This is a genomic window from Candidatus Poriferisocius sp. (assembly GCF_965208355.1).
Lineage (GTDB): Bacteria > Actinomycetota > Acidimicrobiia > Acidimicrobiales > Bin134 > Poriferisocius.
Genome location: NZ_CBDBOM010000003.1, coordinates 2,279,133 through 2,298,265, shown reverse-complemented (window position 1 = coordinate 2,298,265; position 19,133 = coordinate 2,279,133). Strand labels below are relative to the sequence as shown.

The following is a 19,133-nucleotide window of genomic DNA, read 5'->3' as shown; positions in this document are numbered from 1 at the left end:
TGGCGGAGGTGAGCACCGAAGGCGCCACTGCGGTGGCCGAGCGTCCCGCCGATTCGGGGCAACCCCTCTTGGCCGTCGAAGGGGTCACGGTTCGATTCGGTGGCGTGGTGGCGGTGGACAACGTGACCATGTCGGTGCCGTCCGGCCAGGTCAGAGGGCTCATCGGACCCAACGGCGCGGGCAAGACCACGTTGTTCGACAGCATCACCGGGGTGAACACCCCCGCAGCTGGCTCCATTCGGTTGGAGGGTGAAGAGCTGACGGGACGTCCGGCCACCACGCGAGCCCGCATGGGCATCCGCCGCACCTTCCAGCGCCAGCAGCCGTTCGGCTGGCTGTCGGTGGCCGACAACGTGTTGTCGGCCCTGGAATGGGAAGGGGGCGGGGGCGGCATCACTGCCGACCTGTTCGCCCTGCCCGCCCGCCGGCGAATCGAGGCGCAGCGGCGCAAGCGGGTTGACGAGGTGCTGGAGCTGTGCGGGCTCACCGATATCAAGGACACCCCGGCGGGGGAGTTGCCTATCGCCCGAGCCCGCATGGTGGAGCTGGGCCGGGCCATTGTGTCGCGCCCCAAGCTCTTGTTGCTGGACGAGCCCACGTCGGGCATCGAACACGATGAGGCCGAACAGCTTGGTCAAATCATCCAGACCATCCGGGTCGAAGACCAGTGCTCGGTGCTGTTGGTGGAGCACGACGTGGCCTTCGTCATGGCGCAATGCGACCTGATCACCGTGCTGAACCTGGGGCAAGTGATCGGCGAGGGCTCGCCCGAAGAAGTCCGCAACAATCCAGCCGTGCGCGACGCCTACCTGGGATAGCAGTCGCCCATGCAGACTTTTTCCTCTTCCACTCCAATCTCAGCGCCGCCGGAGATCGTTTGGGAGGTGATGACCGACCACCAGCTCTACTCTCGATGGTCGCCCAGTTCCCGGGTTGATCTTGAGGTCGAGGGATCGCCCCACCGCAATGGGGTCGGGGCAGTTCGGGCGTTCCGTACTGGCCCGGTGAGCACCCGCGAGGAAGTCACCGCCTTCGAACCGCCCCGCCGCATGGCTTACCGGTTGCTGAACGCGCCGCTGCCCATACGAAACTACCGCTCCGAGATGGTGCTGGTAGGCAGTGAGGATAGGGCGAGTTGTGACCTGCACTGGGACTCCTGGTTTGAAGTCGTCATTCCGCTTACCGGGGGGATATTGCGGCAGCTCATGGCCTCGGCGGTGGCCAAGTTCGCCGCCGGCATTGCCGAGGAGGCTCAGAGCCGAGCCCAATCGGCGTGAAGAGTCCGCCGGCGGCCTGGTTGATCCGGGAAGCATCGTGAGCGAATCGGGGCGGCTGGGCGCGCCCAATCTGCTGCCCCCCGCCTTGGACGTGAGCTACGACGCTGACGACCTCGGCCACCCCACCGTTACCGCGGTGGTGTGCTTGGACGAGGCCTATCAAGGACCGCCCGGCAACGTCCACGGCGGCTATCTGGCCGCCATGTTCGACAACCTGCTCGGCGTGCTGCCCTACCGCTTGACCGGGAAAAAGGGAGCGTTCACCGGCCGGCTCATCGTGCGCTACCGGGCGCTGACCCCGTTAAACGCCGAACTGGTTCTCACCGGCCGCCTGACTGATGTCCGCAGCCGGCGGGTCACTGCCGCCGGCCAGTGCCATGTCGATGGCCGGCTCACCGCTGAGGCCGAGGCCCTGTTCGTCCGTCCCGCCGCCGAGCGGTCATGACCGACTCAGACACCAGGCCGGTGGTGGTCATGCTGTGTACCGGCAACGCGGCCCGGTCGGTGATGGCCACCGTCATCGGACGGTCCCGCACCGACGCCGTTCGGTTTGTGGGCGCGGGCACCCACAGCATTGAAGGCCTGCCCATGAGCGGCCGAACCCGGCGAGCGCTGGAGTCTCTGGGCCTGTCCGACGGCAGCCACCGCAGTCACCAGCTCACCGGGTCCGACGCCCGAGGTGCCGATCTCATCGTGGCCTTCGCCCCCGAGCACGTGGACTATGTGCGCCGAGTTCACCCCGAGGCCGCGGACCGCACCGCCACTATCAAGCGCCTGGTCGACGAGCTGCCACCAGGCTCTGAGCCGCTGGCCCAGCGGGTGGCCGCCCTCAATCTGGCCGACGCCGACGTGCCCTGGGGCGAAGAGGTGGTGGACCCTGGCGGCTTTGACGAAGACATCTTCATCGCTTGCGCCCGCGAGATCGACGGGTTGATGGACCAACTCTTGCCCTTGCTCTAGAGCTAGGTACCATCGCTGCCGATGGATATCCGATTTTCCGAAGAGGAGATCGCGTTCCGCGACGAGTTGCGCCACTGGCTCAAGGAGGTGCTGCCCACGTTGGGCGACCCGCCGGCCAGCGACGATTGGGCTGCTCGTCGGGCATGGGACACCGGCTGGCAGCGGATGCTGTACGACGCTGGGTATGCGGGCATCAACTGGCCCTCCGAGTTCGGGGGCCGGGGCTCTACGCCAACCGAACACCTCATCTTCTTGGAGGAGACCACTCGGATGGGTGCCCCCTATGTGGGGATGAATTTTGTCGGCCAACTCCACGCCGGACCGACCCTCATTCTTGAGGCCACCCCCGAACAGCAGGCCCGCCACTTGCCCGCCATGTTGAAGGGCGAAGAAGTGTGGTGCCAGGGGTTCTCCGAGCCCAACGCCGGGTCCGACCTTGCCTCGCTGTCCACCCGGGCCATCCGCGACGGCGACCACTACGTTGTTACCGGCCAGAAGATCTGGACATCATTCGGCCACGTGGCCGACTACTGCGAGCTCCTGGTGCGAACCGACCAAGAAGCCCCCAAGCACCGGGGCATCACCTGGCTGATCTGCCCCATGGACCTGCCCGGCATCGAGGTCCGCCCCATCACCACCGTGGCCGGTTCCAGCGAGTTCAGCGAAGTGTTCTTCGACGAGGTCCGCATCCCGGTGGAGAACCGGGTGGGCGACGAGAACGACGGCTGGCGGGTGGCCATGGTCACCTTCAGCTTTGAGCGGGGAACAGCCTTCATCAGCGAGCTGTTGGGCACGATGAACCAACTGGCCGAGATGGCTGACATTGCCCGCAACATTTCTCGCAATGGATCATCGGCGTGGGACGACGACGAAATTCGCCGGGAGATCGGCCGCCTTCAAGCCGAATACGACGCCCTTTGGGCGCTCACCAAGCGAGTGGTGTCGCAAGCCCAGCGCACCGGGATGCCCGGACCGGGCGGCTCGGTGTTCAAGCTCTACTACGCCGACGTCAAGAAGCGCATGGCCGACTTGGCCCACCGCATGTTGGAGCGGGAGGCCCTAGTGTTTGCCGAGTCCGGTGACGAGCAGACCGGGGGCGACATGGTGGCCGGCCGGCTCTACGTGCTCAGCCTGTCGATTGCCGCGGGCACCTCTGAGATCCAACGAAACATCATCGGTGAGCGCATTCTGGGCTTGCCCAAGGAGCGGTAGGCATGGATTTTGAGCTCTCCGAAGACCAGGTGGCGCTGTGCGATGGCATCAGGGATCTGTGCCAGGGCCGCTTCGACATCGACACCGTGAGGGGTCTGGCCGACTGCGGCGGGGTCGACCGCCAACTGTGGTCTGAGCTGGCCGACACCGGGGTGTTCTCGCTAGTTGTACCCGAGGACGAGGGCGGGGTCGGACTGGGTTGGGCCGAGGCTGGCCTGGTGTTCGAGCAGTTGGGACGGGCTCTGGTTCCCGGGCCGCTGGTGGGCACGCTGCTGGCCGCTGATGTAATCGATGATGCGGTGGTCGGCTTCATGGAGCGTCCCTATGGGCCCGCCTTGGTGGAGTACCCGGACGTGATCGACGCCCTGCTGGTGCTCGATCGAGATGGGGTGTGGCGGGTGGACGCCTCAGAGTTGTCGGTGGAGGCGGCTCAATCGGTGGACCCGCTCACTCCGGTGGGGCGGGTGGACCTGCTGCCCCAAGGCGAACAGTTGATGGACTTCTGCTACGGCTGGGCCAACCGAGCGGTGTTCTTGAACTCGGCCCTCCAAGTGGGCCTGGCCACAGGAGCCCGGGAGTTGGCCGTGGCCTATGCCCAAGAGCGCCAGCAGTTCGGCAAGCCCATCGGCCAGTTCCAGGCCATCAAGCACAAGTGCGCCGACATGTACAGCCGGGAAGAGGTGGCCCGGGCCGCCCTGTACTACGCCGGCTGCGTGATGGACGTCACCCACGGCCCCGGCCTGCCTGCCGATCCCCGCGGCTATCTCTACTTCGAGGGCTGCACGATTGAACTCGGCGACACGTTGGGTGACCGCGAGCATCAGGAATTGGTCCGGGCGGTGTCGGGGGCCCGCATCCTGGCCGCGGAGGCCGCCGACCACAACGGCAAGGACTGCGTGCAGGTCCACGGGGGCATGGGCTTTACCTGGGAGATCGACGCCCACCTCTACCTCAAGCGGGCTTGGGCGCTCACACCGCAATTCGGATCGCTGGACCGCCACGCCGATCGAATTGCCAACTTGGTGGGAGCGGATCCACTTGGGCACCCCGCGCCGCTGGGCTGAGCGGCTTCCGCCCCATCTCGACCCCGAGCTGATCGAGGGAGGCGACACCCGTAACGTGGTGGACGCCTACCGCTTTTGGCGCCACGAGGCCATCGTGGCCCACTTGGACGACCGCCGCCATGGGTTCCACGTAGCGGTGGAGAACTGGCAGCACGACCTCAACATTGGGACCATGGTTCGCAACGCCAACGCCTTCGGGGCCGCCGCAGTCCACATCGTGGGCAAGCGGCGCTGGAATCGCCGGGGGGCCATGGTCACCGACCGCTACCTGCACGTGCTGCACCACCCCGAGCTGGATGATCTCGTGGCCTGGGCCGCCGAGGCCGAGCTGCCGATTTTGGGAATTGACAACGGTCCCGGCACCGAGCCCATCGAGTGCTACTCGCTGCCCGAGCGCTGCGTACTGCTGTTCGGCCAAGAGGGCCCCGGCCTGTCGCCCGAGGCGGTGGAGGCCTGCGAGGCGGTGTTGGCCATCACCCAATTCGGCTCTACCCGCTCCATTAACGCCGGGGTGGCGTCCGGCATTGCCATGCATCGCTGGGTCTGCCAGCACGCCCTCTAGCTGCTAGAGCGGCCCCACCCGGCCTCAGGGCCGGGGCAGCATGTTGCGGGGGAACAGGTGGTCGAGCTCGTCCAGGGTCCAGGGATCGACCTGGGCGTGGTCGCCCCGGTAGATGGCCCGCTCCTCCCGGAGCTCGTTCCACACCGCCACCTGGCCGCCGGCCGCGTGGACCACCTGGCCGCTCACGTAGTCGGCCGCGTCGGTACACAGCCATACCACCGCGGGGGCCACGTACTCGGGCGGGGGAGTGGTGAGGTAGCTCTGCCACATCTCGTCGTCGATGATGCCCTGCTCGTGCCAGGCCTTGAAGTCGTCGTGTGTTTTGGCGTGCAGCCGGGTGGCTGCTCCCGGGGCCAGGCAGTTCACCGTCACCCCGGTGCCCGCCGTCTCGGTGGCCAGGGCCTTGGTCATGGAGATCACCCCGCCCATGGCCGCCGCAAACGCCGGCTGGCCCAAGTCGCCCAGCGCCCCGTGCGAGGTGGTGTTCACCACCCGGCCCCAGCCTTGGGCCACCATCTGCGGCACGGCGTGGCGGGCGATGAACCACTTCTGGGACATCTGCAAGGCGATGGTCTTGTGGTACAGCTCGGGCGCCATCTCGTATATCGATCCCTCGATGGCCGCCCCCGCGCAGTTCACCGCGATGTCGATGCGCCCGTAGGCGTCCACCGTCTGCTGCACCACCTCACCGGCCCCCTCGAAGGTGGCCACGTCACTGTGGTTGGCCACCGCAGTCCCTTCGGCGGCCTCGATGTCGGCCACCGTCCGAGCCGCATGAGAATCATCGGCCCCGTTGCCCGCCTCGTCGGTCCCCAGATCATTCACCACCACCTGGGCCCCGTGCTCGGCCAACAAGAGCGCAATAGCCCGCCCAATACCATTACCCGCCCCCGTCACCATCGCCGCCTTGCCATCAAGCCTCTTGCTCATGGCCGCAGGGTAGCCGCGAGATGTAGCGGCCTATTGAGACGGGGCTACTTGGATGGCGCTACTGCCGTCTTAGGTAGACAGTCCAGTTGGTGAGGCCGACGAGGGCGCCGCCGACGATGTTGCCGAGGGTGACGGCGACGAGATTATGGGTAACCCAACCGAAGTTGAGGCGGTCGACTTGATCGGCGGCGAGTCCGGCGGCGGCCAGGGCCTCGGCGTCGGTGGACACCAGCCAGCCCAGCGGCAAGAAGAACATATTGGCGATGCTGTGCTCGAAGCCGGCGGCCACGAAGGCGGTGATGGGCAGAAGGATCCCGATCATCTTGTCCACCAGGGAACGGCCGGCCACCGCCATCCACACCGCCAGACACACCAGCATGTTGGCCAGCAGCCCCCGCACGAACGCAGTGCCGAACGACAGGTTCACCTTGTCGTTGGCGATCTGGATGGTGCGCACCGAGAAGGCGTAGTCGGCTTGGGCCCACCACCGGCTGTAGTAAAGCAGGAACACGATCACCAGCGAGCCGACCAGGTTGGCCACAAAGGCCAGAGCCCAGTTGCGGGTGAGCTCGGGGCCGCTGATGCGGCGGCTGAAGAAGCTGGCCACCATCAGGTTGTTGCCGGTGAACAGCTCCGATCCGGTGACCACCACCAAGAACAGCCCTAGCGAGAAGCCCACCCCGATGAGCAGTCGGGCTGGTCCGGTTCCCAGCTCCGGGCTGACCGCGATGGTGAGGGCGAACACGCCGCCCAGGCCGATGAACGCCCCGGCCATGATTCCCAGGATGGAGGTCTGGGTAAAGTCGAACTGGGCCTTGCCGATTCCGGCCCGCTTGATCTTTCGGGCAATCTCCTCCGGCGTCAAGGCTTCTGACATGTTCCCGCTCCCCCGTCCCCGGTTCCGATTGGATCAAACCGTACTATTTCGGTTCCCCTGGGGTGGCGCATGCAATTGACAGCATCAAGTCGTCTCGCTCTGCCCAATTCTCTTGGCAGTTCCAACTACCGTGTAGGCCATGACTGAGCCGGTAGCAGGCACGGAGTTTTCGGCCGGAGGTGTCGTCGCTGACTCCCGGTATTACGCCGGAGCGGTTGAGGCATTGCGCAGTTCTTGCGCTCATATCGGGGAGGCGGCCGATGCGGCCCAGCGGGCCAGGTTCTTCTCAGACATCACCGGCTGGAATGATGAGGCCGCCGCCTCGGCCCACGACGCCGACAAGGCCGCGGTCATGGCCATGGCCGAGGCCTTGCGGGCCAAGGGGGCAGTTGCCGCCTATGCCGACGCCGCCCGCAGCACGCTGGCCGAGGTGACCGCCGCCTTCGCCGCCCCCGACACGCCCAGCAGCGCCATCGTCGGCGCGGGAGCCACCGAGGCCGATGACGTGGACGAGAGCGAAAACGAAGACACCGCGTTCTCCGGCCACCTGGCCCGTGCTCTGGTTGCCCTGGTGGAGGAGCGGGAGAGGGAAGTCGATTCGGACTCCGACGAAGCCGGCTACGGAAAGATGGCCAACACTCTTTCGGTGCTGGCGGGGGCCCGGTCCGCCTATCGAGCGGTTGATGAGGCGCTAATCCTGCTGGCCAATGCCCGAATCGCCTATCTCAAGGATTCGCTGGCCGCGGCGCAAACTGCGCTGGCCGCCGACTTGAAAGCCGCGGTGGCCGACGACATCCGGGCGACTTCCATCGGCGAGTTTCGCTCGGCTCTGACCACGCTGGCGGTAACCCGTACTGCATACAACGCCGAGATTGCCGACGAGCTGTGGGGGGCCTTGGCCGAGGCCCGGACAAATTTAGCCGCGGCCACCGCGACCGTCTTCGAGATCCAAGCCGCCGCCGGCGAACGCGGCGGCGCCGACGATGTCCACTCTGCATCGGCTCTGGCCTATTCGTTCAGCGACTCTGAAACCCCCGCAGACGTCTACGACGCCGCCCGAGACGTGGTCATCGAGGCCAAGGAGTTCCGGCGCCGGGCTCAGGCCGCGTGCGACGCGGTCGATGCCTTGCTGGTGGAGAACCGGGCGGTGGCTGCCGACGCCTTGATCGAAGCCCGAGCAGTAGTCGGATCGACGGCTCTGGTGGAGATCCGGGCCGCCTACGAAATGGCCAGTGCTGCGATGGACTCCCTGTTCGGGGCTCGGGCGGCCTTCGAAGTGGGATTCGACCTCACACTCCCCGAGATCTTCGGAGACTTCGAGTTCTGAGACAGGAGCGTGGGGGTGCTCTACAGCGCCACGCCCACCAGCACGGCGGCAATTGAGGCCACGCCCGACAGGGAGCCCATCATGGCGATGCGACGGCGGTCGGTGGCCTTGGTATGCAGCCAAGCGGTTACCCCTGTAGCAATCACCAGCACGATCTTGATGGTGAGGGTGATGTGATAGCTGTTGGCGGCGTCGTCGAATTCCACCTCGAGCAGATTCCACAGTCCTGACAACACCGCGAGCCAGAAGAATGGCCACGCCACTCGGGCGAACTGCTGGGCGGCGGCCTGGGTGGCCTCGGGACCAATCCGGCGCAGGGCCGGCACCAAAGCGGCGACGATGACTTGGCCTCCCACCCACACCGCAGCGCCCAGGATGTGGAGGAAAACCCGGAAGGTGTCGAGGTCCCAATTGGCTTCGATCATGGGCTCAACTTAGTGGTCGGCCTGGTTGGGGTTGGTACCGTCGCGCCATGAGCATCGACCGAGCCGTCTATCAGCAAGCTCTGCGATCCGACGGCGAGGCCATTGCCGCCGCCGGCCGCCGGGACATCGACGTGATCGTGCCGTCGTGCCCCGGCTGGACCGTGCACAAGCTGCTGGCCCACGTGGGCCGGGTGTACCGATCGGTGGGGCGCCATGTGGCCGAGCGGGCCACCGAGATGATCCCCGCCGACGAGATTCCCCGTCCCCCCGAGGGCGACGCCATCGTGGACTGGTTCGAGGAGGGACACCGGTTCGTGCAGGAAGCGCTCGATGGGGCCGATCCCGACGAGGCGGTGTGGAGCTGGGCCGGGCAGAACACCATGGCCTTCTATTTCCGCCGCATGGCCCACGAAACCGCGGTGCACCGCTGGGACGCCGAGGCAGCCTTCGGAGCTCCCGGACCAATCGACTCCGAACTGGGGGCCGACGGGGTGAGCGAGCTGTACGAAGTGGTGCTGCCGTTTGCGGTGGCCAACTGGGACATGACCCTGCCCGACGCCAGCTTGCATCTGCACCGCACAGACGGTGACGGTGAGTGGCTGCTGGTCAACGACGGCGGCCGTATCAAGATGAGCTTCGAGCACGCCAAGGGCGACGCCGCGGTGCGGGCCAGCGGAACCGACCTGCTGTTGCTGGTGTGGGAGCGCATCGGACTGGACAGCCCCGGCGTGGAGACCTTTGGCGACGCCAACGCCGCCCAAGCCTGGTTCGCCCTGTCCCGCTAGAGCCAACGAGCAACCTGGTCATGGACGACAACACATCCCCACCGACGCCGATGCCGTCGGTTCCCACCCGGACCGATGTGTTCGACCAGTACATGCCCATCGTGCTGTTTCTGGTGCTCAACAGCGCGTTCGGTTTGGTCCCTGCCATTGCCGCCATGACGCTGTGGGCCGTCAAAGCCCAGGTCAGCCGGTACCGGCGGGGCCTGCCGCTGGGGCGGGTGATGCCGATCATCGTGGTGTACCTGCTGATCCGGGGCACGCTGGGCATCATCTACGACAGCGAGGACGTGTACTTCGGCATCGGCATCGGAGCCAAGGCGCTGGCCGCGCTGGCTCTGCTGGTGTCGGCGGCCATGAGGCGCAACGCCACCGGCTACGCCCTGCCCTATCTCGTGCCTATCGACCGCGACACCAAATCCCACCCGGAATATCGAGCCGCTACCCGGCGGGTCTCCGTCGCAGTGGCGTTGATCGTGTTCGCCAGCGTCGGTTTCGACATCTGGTTGCTTCAGAACGCCTCAATAAACAAGTTCGTGCTCATACGCCTGGGAGTCAACTGGGGAGCATCGATTGCCACGATCCTGGGCGTGGGTTTGTACCTCGACCGCCGCTTGCGCCGCATCCCCGGCTTTCCCGGCATGATGGCACTGGTGGAGCGGCGCCTAGGGGATCTCGGGATGAACCCGCCGTCTACCTCGCAAGAGTGACCGGTCACCATCACTGTCACTAGAGTTCCCCGCATGACTGAGAACAACTGGGGAAGATGGGGCGACGAGGACGAGCGAGGGGCGCTGAACCTGCTCACCCCCGACGTTGTGAAGGAGGCCAGTGCCTCGATCACCACCGGCAAGGTGTACCCGCTGGGTATTCCGATTCAGTCACAGGGGGTGCCCATCATGGACTACCGGGGAACGCCCATGCGCCTGACCCTCCAGAACGCCTCCGACGAGGGCATCTACGAGGCCTACGGTTGCCACGCCGGCACCGGGGCGCATGAAGACGTGCTGGTGTTCGCCTCCCACACCACCAGCCACATGGACGCTCTGTGCCACGTGTACGGCCAAAATCAGCACTACAACGGCTTCTCCAAAGAGGCCATGAAGACCCACACCGGAGCCTCGCGGCTGGGCATTGAGAAGGTGGGCGCCATCGCGGGGCGGGCCGTGCTGTTGGACATGGTGGCCCACATGGGGGCCGACAATTGGCTGGAAGCAGGCACGCCGATCAGCGGATCCGATCTGGCCGCCTGCGCCGACGCCCAGGGCACCCCGGTGCGAGCGGGCGACATCGTGTTGATCCGCACCGGCTATTTGGACATGTGGTGGTCGATTGAGGCCGACCCCGCCGCCGAGCAGCCCTTCGCCCAGCCCGGCATCAACAACGACGGGGCCGAGTGGCTGATGGCCAACGATGTGGTGGCCGTGGGGTCCGACAACGCGGCCATCGAAGTCATCCCATTCGACGAGAACGACTTCCTCACCGTTCACAAAATTCTCTTGGTGGGCGCGGGCATCTACATGCTGGAGTTCTTGAACTTCTCGGAGATGGCTGCCGACGGTTGCCACGAGGGCTTCATGACCGTGTCACCGCTGAATGTGACCGGGGCCACCGGCAGCCCGATCAACCCAGTGGTCATCGGCTAGACGCCAGTCGGTGTCAAGGGCTTAGGCGGCGAAGATGGCCGGCCAACTGCTGGGCACCCCCGAGGGGGCGGTGCTGGACCAGGTTCGGGTGCTGGAAGTCACCCGCACCATCGGCGGGGCCTACACCGCCAAGCTGTTCGCCGACGCCGGCGCCGAGGTGATCAAAGTCGAGCCTCCCGGCGGCGATGGGCTGCGGTCGTGGTCGGCATCGGGATCGCCCGCGGGCGGCGACTCTGGCGACGGCGCCTTCTTCCAGTTCCTCAACGCCGGTAAACGCAGCACGGTGATCGACCTGGACGACCCTGTGGGTCGGGACCGGTTCCGGTCGCTGGCCGCCTCCGCCGATCTCGTCATTGAGGACTTGGGTGCCGGAGCAGTCGAGTCGATGGGGTTGGGCCACGCCGTACTGACCGAAGTCAACCCGTCTCTGGTGATGCTGTCGATCTCGCCGTGGGGTCGAGGGGGACCATGGGACCAGCGCCCGGCCAACGAGTTCACCCTCCAGTCCTGGGTGGGCTCCACCCACAGCCGTGGTATTCCCGGAGAGTTGCCCCTGGGAGTGGGGGGCAGGCTGGGGGATTTCCTAACGGCAGCCAACGCCGGGGCGCTGGGACTGGCCGCGCTGATGGCCGCCCGGCGGGACAACGCCCAAGGCGAGCATGTGGACATCTCGGCCTACGAGGCCATGACCACCAGCTTCATCGTCTATGCCCACCTTTACGCCGCCTATGCCCCCGAGTCCCGCACCGGTTCTACCCGCTCCATCGAGGTCCCCTCCGTGGAGCAGGCCAAAGACGGATGGGTGGGTTTTTGCACCATCACCGGCCAGCAGTTCAAGGACTTCTGCGTGGTCATCGACGACCCCGAAATGGCCGAAGATGCGAGGCTGTCCAGCGGAGACGGGCGGATGGACAACCGCGACGAGGTGTGGAGCCGCATCGCCCGCTATACCAAGGCCCACACCGTGGATGAGATCGTGGAGAAGGCCACCTTGTTGCGGGTGCCGGTGGCTCCCATCGGCGACGGCAGCCGGGTGGCCCAGATCGATCACTTCGCCGAGCGGGGCGTATACGTAGAAAATCCCGGAGGGTTCACCCAGCCTCGAGTGCCGTACCAGCTCAGCAGCCGTCCGGCCCGCCCGGTCCCGCCTGCGCCCGCCTTGGGCGAGGCCGACGATGAATTGCTGGGGGCCCATGGCGAAGCGAGTCGAGTCTCGAATCCGCTATCCGCTCGCACGGAGCCGTCGCTGCCCCTGGCAGGGCTCCGGGTCTGCGATCTGGCCACGTTCTGGGCCGGGCCGGTGGCGTCGTGCCTGTTCTCTGCTTTGGGCGCCGACGTCATAAAAGTGGAGTCCATCCAGCGATGTGACGGCATGCGCTATGCCAGCGGACTCAAACGAGACAATTTGTGGGAGTGGAGCCCGGTGACCCACGGGGCCAACACCGGCAAGCGGTCGGTGACGCTGGACTTGTCCAGCGACGATGGCCGGTCTCAGGTGAAGCGGCTCATCGAGATGTCCGACATCGTGATCGAGAATTTCTCCCCCCGGGTGGTGGAGAACTTCGGTTTGGACTGGGAAGAGGTCCACCGGCTGAACCCCAACGCCATCATGGTGCGGATGCCGGCCTTCGGCCTGACCGGGCCGTGGCGTGACCGCACCGGTTTCGCCATGACCATCGAGCAGGCCAGCGGGTTGGCCTTCCTCACCGGAGATCCCGATAGTCGCCCGCTGGTTCCCCGGGGGATGTGCGACCAATTGGGCGGAATGCACGCAGTGTTCGCCACTCTGCTGGCCCTGGAGCACCGGGCCCAGACCGGCGAAGGGATCTTGGTGGAGGTCCCGCTGATCGAGGCCGGTCTGAACGCGGCCGCCGAACAAGTGATCGAGTGGACGGCCTACGGCCAGCTCCTCCAACGCCAGGGAAACCGCTCTCCTTATGCCGCGCCCCAGGGCATCTATGCCGCCGAGGGGCAGGATCAATGGGTTGTCATCTCCGTCGACGAGGACTCCCAATGGCCCGCACTGGCGGCCTTGATCGGACACGACGATTGGGTTGGGTGGGCGAGCCGGGCTGATCGCCAGAACCACCACGACGAGATCGACGCCGCTATCGGCAGCTGGACGGCGGGCCGAAATCGTGACGACGTGGTCTCCGAACTGCTGGACGCCGGCGTGCCCGCCGCCCCGGTCATCAATGGCCGGGTGTCGATTGACAATCCCCAACTCGTCGCTCGGGGCCACCAACAGTGGATGGACCACGTGGTGGTAGGGCGAGTGCCCTATCCCAGCTTCCCCGGCCGGTTCAACGGCCAATACCACCGGCTTCGCCGCCCCGCCCCCACTCTGGGAGAGCACAACGAGGAGATCTTGGGTGCCGTGCTCGGCCTCGACGAGGCCGAGATCGCCCGCCTGGCCGAGGCCAAGGTAATCGGCACCCGCCCCACCGCTTGGGGCTGATCGACCCACCCGGCTGAGGCTCGGCGTTTCGCTGGGAATAGGGTGGCCGTCGATGTTCCTCGATCTCACCGAGAGCCAGCTCGAACTGCAAGGCACTCTGCGGGCCTACTTCGAAAGCCTGATGACCCCCGAGCGGCGGGACGCCATGGAAGGCAGGCGAGCGGGACAGGTATACCGGGAGACCGTCCGCCAAATGGGCAAAGACGGCTGGCTTGGCGTGGGCTGGCCCAAGGAGTGGGGCGGGCAGGGCTACACCCCGCTGGAACAGCTCATCTTCTTCGAGGAGGCCAACCGGGCCGGAGTGCCCCTGCCGTTTGTGACCCTAAACACGGTAGGACCGGCCCTGAACGTCTACGGCACCGAGGAGCAGAAGGCGTTCTTCCTCCCCAAGATCCTGGCCGGCGAGCTGCACTTCTCCATCGGTTACTCCGAGCCCACCGCGGGCACCGACCTGGCTTCGCTCAAGACCAAGGCGGTGCGCGACGGCGACGAGTGGATCATCAACGGCCAGAAGATCTGGACCACCGGGGGTCACGAGTCGGACTGGATATGGCTGGCCACCCGCACCGATCCCGACGTGCCCAAGCACAAGGGCATCACCATCTTCGCGGTGGACACCACCCTGGACGGTTTCAGCCACACTCCCATCTGGCTCCTTGGCGGGGGCCATACCAACGCCACCTACTACAACGACATCCGGGTGCCCGACTGGGCCCGCATCGGAGAGGTTAACGGAGGGTGGAAGCTCATCACCGCCCAGCTCAACCATGAGCGGGTGGGCCTCGCCCCCGCGGGCAACATCGACGGACCGCTGCGCCGAGTCGTGGATTGGGCCCGCCAGACCACCCTGGACGACGGGCGACGAGTGATCGACCAGGAGTGGGTGCGCCTCGCCCTGGCCGAGGTGTACGCCCGCAACGAGGCGCTCAAGATGTACAACTGGAAGGTGGCCACCGCGCTGGAGGACACCGAGCTGAAGCCGGCAGATGCCTCGGCCATGAAGGTGTTCGGCACCGAGCTGAAGGTGAAGTCGTTCCAGTCCCTCATGGAGGTGCTAGGGCAGCGGTCGTACTTGGTGAAGGGGTCTCCGGAGGCGGTGCTCGCGGGGGAACTTGAGCGGGCCTATAGAGGGGCGCCGGTGGGCACCTTTGGCGGGGGAGTGAACGAAGTTCAGAGGGACATCATCGCCACCGCGGGGATGGGCTTGCCTCGGTCTCCCCGTTAGAAGGTTGTTGTCTGGCCGCCGTTGGAGCGGAAGACGTTGCCGGTGGCGAATTTGCCGGCATCTGAGGCCAGGTAGAGCATGAGGTAGGCCTGGTCGATGGACTCTCCGAGGGCGCCGATGGGGGACAGGTCTCGGGCGTAGTCCAAGAACTCGTCGTAGGCCTCTTGGTTGAGAGTTCCGTCGTCGTTGTGGAGGCGCCAGGTGGTGAAGGGGGTCAGAGTGCTGCCCGGCGCCAGGGTGCACACCCGGATGCCGTAGCGGCCCACTTCAAGGGCCATTGTGCGGCCCAGCATGGCCACGGCCGCCTTGGTGAAGGCATATACCCCGATGCCCTCGTAGGCCAGGTCGATGGCCCCTGACGAGATATTCAAGATCACCCCGCCGCCGTCGTCCTTCATTGCTTTGACCGCGGCCTGGCAGCCGTAGAGCACCCCTTTGAGGTTCAGGTTGATGCCGGCGTCGATGTCCTGGTCGGTGAGGTCTTCGATCAAACCGGGGAACATTGCACCCGCGATGTTGGCGATGATGTCCAGACCGCCGTAAGCGTCCACTGCACGGGCCACAAGCGCCTCGACCTCATCACGGGAGGTCACGTTGCAGGCTTGGGCGGTGGCCTCGCCACCGTCTTCGCGGATCCGCTTGACGGTGTTCTCCGCCCCTTCGACGTCGAGGTCGCCGCACACCACTTTGGCCCCGGCCGCGGCGAACAACTCGGCTGTTGCCTCCCCGATGCCCGAAGCCGCTCCGGTGATCACCGCCACCTTGCCGTCCAGCCGGAATGCGTCCAGCGCGTCTGCCTTCATCAGATCCTCCTGTTACCTTTGCGGCTGCTGAGATCAATCAACCGCACAAGGCAAACAGCCCCGTGCGACTCATCAGGGAGCAATCATGGCAGATGGCGTGAAGGGATACGGAGTGCTGGTGACAGGTGGGGGCACGGGCATCGGCCACGCCTGTGGGGCGGCGCTGGCCGCCGACGGGGCCGCGGTCACCATTTGCGGACGCACCGAGTCGAAGCTGGCCGACTCGGCCGAGCGCATCGAGAAGGTAGCGGCCAACGGCGGCAGCGTGGCCTATGTGGTGGCCGACGTGACCGACGAGGCTTCCGTTGCCGCCGCCATTGCTGCCGCGGCCGAGCCCACCGGGACGCTGAACGGCGTGGTGGCCAACGCCGGGGGCGGCGGGGGCATGGGTCCCTACCATGTGCAGGACACCGACGAGTTCTTACGGGTGCTGCACCTCAACGTGCTGGGCACCATGCTCTCCATCAAGCACTCGGTGCCCCTGATGCGAGCCGCCGGGGGCGGGTCGTTCGTGGGCATGTCGTCGATCGCCGGCCAGATCACCCACCCCTATTTCGGGGCCTACACCCCCGGCAAGGCGGGCATCGAGGCCATGATGCGCAACGCGGCCGACGAGTACGGTCCGGCCAATATCCGTTTCAACGCCATCCGCCCCGGATTCATCGCCACCGAGATCATGGAGGGCATCCCCCGCGACGGCGACGTGTACGAGAGCTACATCGTCAACACCCCCATGGCCGATGTGGGCCAGCCCGAGGACGTGGGCCATCTGGCCCGGTTCCTGGTCGGGCCGGAGTCCCGGTGGATCACCGGGCAATGCATCAACGTCGACGGCGGCCACAGCCTGCGGCGGGGCCCCGACTTCGGGCCGTTCATCGCCCCGGCACTCGGCCCCGATGTGATGCTGGGCGCTCTGCCCGAAGCCTGATCGGCGGGGGCAAGGCAGCAGGCGCGATGCGAGGGGAGAACTAGTGAAGTACTACGCCGCGGTGATGTTCGAGGAGACCGACCAACTGGTGGACATCGCCCAGGCCGCTGAGGCAGAGGGGTTCACCGGGGTGGCCCTTGCCGACCACGTGGCCGTGCCCGCCGGGTTCGCCTCGGTACACCCGTCGGGGGAGAACCCGTTCGACCACACCTCGCCGTTTGCCGACCCTCTGATAACCGCGTCGGCCATGCTCAGCGCCACCACATCGCTGGAGGTGCTCACCTACGTGTACATCCTGCCCATGCGCGACCCGTTCTCGGTGGCCAGCCAGGTGGCAACCCTGTCGCTGTTGTCGGGCAACCGGCTCCGGCTGGGCATAGGAGTGGGCTGGCTGCGAGAGGAGATCGAGCTGCTGGGAGCCGACCCCCGCACCCGGGGGCGGCGCACCGATGAGATGATCGAGATCTGCCGTCGCTTCTGGCGCGACGGCACCGCGGAGTTCCACGGCGAGTTCTTCGACTTCGGTCCCACCGGGGTGTACCCCAAGCCCGAAGCTCCGGTCTCCATCTGGGTGGGGGGCAAGTCGGAGGCCGCGTTGGCCCGGGCGGTGTGCAACGACGGCTGGGTGGGCATGAATTACGACCTGCCCGAGATCCACCAGTTGCTCGACCGGCTGAGCGAGCTGCGCAAAGAAGCCGGTAAAGAGGACGGTCCCTTCGAGACGATGGTCATCCCCAACGCCGACCCGTCACCCCGGCTGCACGACAAGATGAACGAGCACGGGGTCACATCCACCATCGCCATGCCCTGGTACCCCGGCGACCCGTCCTGCGCCTCCATCGAGGCCAAGCGGGACGCCCTGGGCCGCTTCGCCGACGCCTTCATCCGGCGCTGAGGTCCATGTCAGCTCAGACCGCACCCCCGCTGGCCAAGGGCTCGTTGTCGCTGCGGCTGTACCCCCACGACGGTCCGGCCGCCGAGCAGTTGGACGAGGTTCGCGGGTTGGCTCGGCGGGCGGTGGAGGTGGGCTACGACGGCGTCATGGTTTCGGAGCACCATGCTGGCTTCCCGGGCTATTTTCCCAGCCCCCAACAGATGGCCGGGTTCTTGCTGGCGGCCATGCCATCCGGATGGGCCGCGCCCTGCCCGCTACTGCTGCCCATGAAGCCCTTCGCGCTCATCGCCGAAGAGGTGGCCTGGCTGGCGGCTGCCTTTCCGGGTCGGGTGGGGGCGGGATTCGCATCCGGGGCGCTGCCGGTGGACTTCGAACTGGCCGAGGTGCCGTTCGACGAGATCACCCCGCGCTTCAAGCAGGCGTTGCCCCTCGTGGTGGCCGCGCTGCGGGGCGAAGCCGACGGTCCGCTGGCCGACGACCGAGCCATTGCTGCCTGTGCCGACCACCCGGTGCCCATGGTGGCCGCCGCTCAGTCGCTAGCCGCCGTCCGCCGGGCGGCCCGCCTCGACCTGGGCATCCTCTACGACAGCCTCCAAGCAGTCGAACATGTGCGGGCCCTGTCCGACGCCTACGACGAGGCCGGAGGAACCGGGCCCAAGATCCTGATTCGCCGGGTGTGGATCGGCGGCCCTCCCGGCGAGGCGGTCGACAACCAGCTCGACTTGTACCGCACCTACACCACCGAGGGCACCATGGCCCGCTGGGACCAAGGCGCCAACACCGTGCTGGCCGCCAACGGCGCCGAGGCCGCCGACCAACTGCATGCCGAGATGGCCGCCACCGGCACCGACACCATCAACATCCGCATCCACGTTGTCGGCTTGTCCCCCGGCTACATCCGCGACCAACTCGAATTGCACGGCGAACTGATAGAGCAGCTCAAGCGGAAGCTTTCCGGCTCGGCGCAAACCGCTTGAACGCCCAGAAGACTGGATCTACGGCTTCTTGATGACGAAAGTTCTCGCCGCCTTGTCGTGCCACCCTTGCCGGTCGCGGTCCCACGTCAGGGAGAGGTAGCAAAGGAAGGACAAGACTTGACCTACCAACGGGATGTAAAACGCAGGAAGTCCCAATACGAAGGGCAGTCCCCAGCGAACCGAAGACTGTCCCCAACTCGGTGGTCGGCCCCATTCGGGTTGGAAGAGGTCCTCGGCTCGGACCACTTGAATTCTGGTAGCCATTTTCCCCGGTGTTTGACCCTTGACGGCTATGAATGCAATCTCATAGAGGGCCGCCACGGCGGTGAGCAACAGCCAGTTGGAGAAGTTGTTTAGATCCTCCGAATAGTCATCCAAGTGATCAAAGAACTCTTCGGCGGTATCGGAGTCAGAAATCTCGTCGAAGGGAATCGGCTTGACGTCCATGGCGTGAAGGGCAAACAACAAGGCGACAAATAACGCCAAGAAGATGATCCCATCGACGAACCGAGCAGCGAGGCGAGCAAAGCGTGTAGCCAGCTCTTGGGATGGCTGAGAATCAGGCACGCCTTCATCGGAGGAACTGGGTGGCGGCGGGTTGGGTCGGCTGACAGGGGGCTTCAGATTCTCCGCCCCGGTGAGGGGATCCAAAGATTGGACGCCGTTGTCGGCCACGTACTCTGTCCACTTTTCGCCATTCCACCAGCGGTACTCGTGGCGAGTTGTGGGGTCCGACTCCCAGGCAGGGTCGCTCATGCGGAGGTCAGGCTATCTGGTGGCCGATC

The 19,133-nt window shown here is 66.1% G+C and carries 21 protein-coding genes; 16 read left to right on the top strand and 5 right to left on the bottom strand.

Features of this window, described 5'->3' with window-relative positions:
- The first annotated feature begins 8 nt into the window (after positions 1-8).
- From ACOGXH_RS12025 to ACOGXH_RS11995, 7 genes are read left to right on the top strand one after another with little or no spacing between them, the layout of a single operon-like run.
- Positions 9-818, top strand: coding sequence for an ABC transporter ATP-binding protein (locus tag ACOGXH_RS12025; protein ID WP_419929324.1), 810 nt, complete (start codon positions 9-11; stop codon positions 816-818).
- Between the two features lie 9 nt (positions 819-827).
- A complete protein-coding gene (locus ACOGXH_RS12020; RefSeq protein WP_419929323.1) occupies positions 828-1,277 on the top strand; it encodes an SRPBCC family protein in 450 nt (149 codons plus the stop codon).
- 37 nt (positions 1,278-1,314) lie between these two features.
- Positions 1,315-1,722: a PaaI family thioesterase gene (locus ACOGXH_RS12015; protein ID WP_419929322.1), complete on the top strand. Its 408-nt coding sequence runs from the start codon at positions 1,315-1,317 to the stop codon at positions 1,720-1,722.
- On the top strand, positions 1,719-2,237 hold the full coding sequence (locus ACOGXH_RS12010) for a hypothetical protein (RefSeq protein ID WP_419929321.1): 519 nt from the start codon (positions 1,719-1,721) through the stop codon (positions 2,235-2,237). Before ACOGXH_RS12015 ends, ACOGXH_RS12010 begins: the two co-directional genes overlap by 4 nt.
- 21 nt (positions 2,238-2,258) lie before the next feature.
- The gene (locus ACOGXH_RS12005) at positions 2,259-3,449 is read left to right on the top strand and encodes an acyl-CoA dehydrogenase family protein (protein WP_419929320.1); all 1,191 of its coding nucleotides are present in this window, start codon (positions 2,259-2,261) and stop codon (positions 3,447-3,449) included.
- A 2-nt stretch (positions 3,450-3,451) separates the two neighbouring features.
- Positions 3,452-4,513, top strand: a complete 1,062-nt coding sequence (locus ACOGXH_RS12000; RefSeq protein WP_419929319.1) for an acyl-CoA dehydrogenase family protein — start codon at positions 3,452-3,454, stop codon at positions 4,511-4,513.
- Positions 4,482-5,075, top strand: coding sequence for a TrmH family RNA methyltransferase (locus ACOGXH_RS11995; protein WP_419930372.1), 594 nt, complete (start codon positions 4,482-4,484; stop codon positions 5,073-5,075). Before ACOGXH_RS12000 ends, ACOGXH_RS11995 begins: the two co-directional genes overlap by 32 nt.
- A gap of 24 nt (positions 5,076-5,099) precedes the next feature.
- On the opposite strand, the gene ACOGXH_RS11990 is transcribed toward ACOGXH_RS11995, so the two are convergent.
- Together ACOGXH_RS11990 and ACOGXH_RS11985 are read right to left on the bottom strand one after the other, a co-directional pair.
- Entirely contained in the window at positions 5,100-6,005 is a 906-nt protein-coding gene (locus ACOGXH_RS11990; RefSeq protein WP_419929318.1) for an SDR family NAD(P)-dependent oxidoreductase, read from the bottom strand.
- Between the two features lie 58 nt (positions 6,006-6,063).
- Positions 6,064-6,882, bottom strand: coding sequence for a formate/nitrite transporter family protein (locus ACOGXH_RS11985; RefSeq protein WP_419929317.1), 819 nt, complete (start codon positions 6,880-6,882; stop codon positions 6,064-6,066).
- A 139-nt stretch (positions 6,883-7,021) separates the two neighbouring features.
- On the opposite strand from ACOGXH_RS11985, the gene ACOGXH_RS11980 reads away from it, so the two are divergent.
- Positions 7,022-8,209, top strand: a complete 1,188-nt coding sequence (locus tag ACOGXH_RS11980) for a hypothetical protein (protein ID WP_419929316.1) — start codon at positions 7,022-7,024, stop codon at positions 8,207-8,209.
- A gap of 20 nt (positions 8,210-8,229) precedes the next feature.
- Here ACOGXH_RS11980 and ACOGXH_RS11975 read toward each other — a convergent pair whose 3' ends face one another.
- The gene (locus tag ACOGXH_RS11975; RefSeq protein ID WP_419929315.1) at positions 8,230-8,634 is read right to left on the bottom strand and encodes a hypothetical protein; all 405 of its coding nucleotides are present in this window, start codon (positions 8,632-8,634) and stop codon (positions 8,230-8,232) included.
- Between the two features lie 47 nt (positions 8,635-8,681).
- On the opposite strand from ACOGXH_RS11975, the gene ACOGXH_RS11970 reads away from it, so the two are divergent.
- From ACOGXH_RS11970 to ACOGXH_RS11950, 5 genes are read left to right on the top strand one after another with little or no spacing between them, the layout of a single operon-like run.
- A complete protein-coding gene (locus ACOGXH_RS11970) occupies positions 8,682-9,419 on the top strand; it encodes a maleylpyruvate isomerase family mycothiol-dependent enzyme (RefSeq protein ID WP_419929314.1) in 738 nt (245 codons plus the stop codon).
- 20 nt (positions 9,420-9,439) lie between these two features.
- Entirely contained in the window at positions 9,440-10,126 is a 687-nt protein-coding gene (locus ACOGXH_RS11965) for a hypothetical protein (RefSeq protein WP_419929313.1), read from the top strand.
- A gap of 33 nt (positions 10,127-10,159) precedes the next feature.
- Positions 10,160-11,062 carry a cyclase family protein gene (locus tag ACOGXH_RS11960; RefSeq protein ID WP_419929312.1) on the top strand — a complete coding sequence of 301 codons (903 nt, stop codon included), beginning with the start codon at positions 10,160-10,162 and terminating at the stop codon, positions 11,060-11,062.
- Between the two features lie 34 nt (positions 11,063-11,096).
- Positions 11,097-13,520, top strand: a complete 2,424-nt coding sequence (locus ACOGXH_RS11955; protein ID WP_419929311.1) for a CaiB/BaiF CoA transferase family protein — start codon at positions 11,097-11,099, stop codon at positions 13,518-13,520.
- Positions 13,521-13,572: 52 nt separating this feature from the next.
- The gene (locus ACOGXH_RS11950) at positions 13,573-14,745 is read left to right on the top strand and encodes an acyl-CoA dehydrogenase family protein (protein WP_419929310.1); all 1,173 of its coding nucleotides are present in this window, start codon (positions 13,573-13,575) and stop codon (positions 14,743-14,745) included.
- Here the strand turns inward: ACOGXH_RS11950 and ACOGXH_RS11945 are convergent.
- Entirely contained in the window at positions 14,742-15,548 is an 807-nt protein-coding gene (locus tag ACOGXH_RS11945; RefSeq protein ID WP_419929309.1) for an SDR family NAD(P)-dependent oxidoreductase, read from the bottom strand. The two genes, ACOGXH_RS11950 and ACOGXH_RS11945, sit on opposite strands and share 4 nt — an antisense overlap.
- Positions 15,549-15,633: 85 nt before the next feature.
- On the opposite strand from ACOGXH_RS11945, the gene ACOGXH_RS11940 reads away from it, so the two are divergent.
- From ACOGXH_RS11940 to ACOGXH_RS11930, 3 genes are read left to right on the top strand one after another with little or no spacing between them, the layout of a single operon-like run.
- A complete protein-coding gene (locus ACOGXH_RS11940; protein ID WP_419929308.1) occupies positions 15,634-16,476 on the top strand; it encodes an SDR family oxidoreductase in 843 nt (280 codons plus the stop codon).
- A gap of 43 nt (positions 16,477-16,519) precedes the next feature.
- The gene (locus tag ACOGXH_RS11935) at positions 16,520-17,371 is read left to right on the top strand and encodes a TIGR03619 family F420-dependent LLM class oxidoreductase (RefSeq protein WP_419929307.1); all 852 of its coding nucleotides are present in this window, start codon (positions 16,520-16,522) and stop codon (positions 17,369-17,371) included.
- 5 nt (positions 17,372-17,376) lie between these two features.
- The gene (locus ACOGXH_RS11930) at positions 17,377-18,348 is read left to right on the top strand and encodes an LLM class flavin-dependent oxidoreductase (protein ID WP_419929306.1); all 972 of its coding nucleotides are present in this window, start codon (positions 17,377-17,379) and stop codon (positions 18,346-18,348) included.
- Positions 18,349-18,366: 18 nt separating this feature from the next.
- On the opposite strand, the gene ACOGXH_RS11925 is transcribed toward ACOGXH_RS11930, so the two are convergent.
- A complete protein-coding gene (locus ACOGXH_RS11925) occupies positions 18,367-19,104 on the bottom strand; it encodes an RDD family protein (RefSeq protein ID WP_419929305.1) in 738 nt (245 codons plus the stop codon).
- Positions 19,105-19,133: the final 29 nt, after the last annotated feature.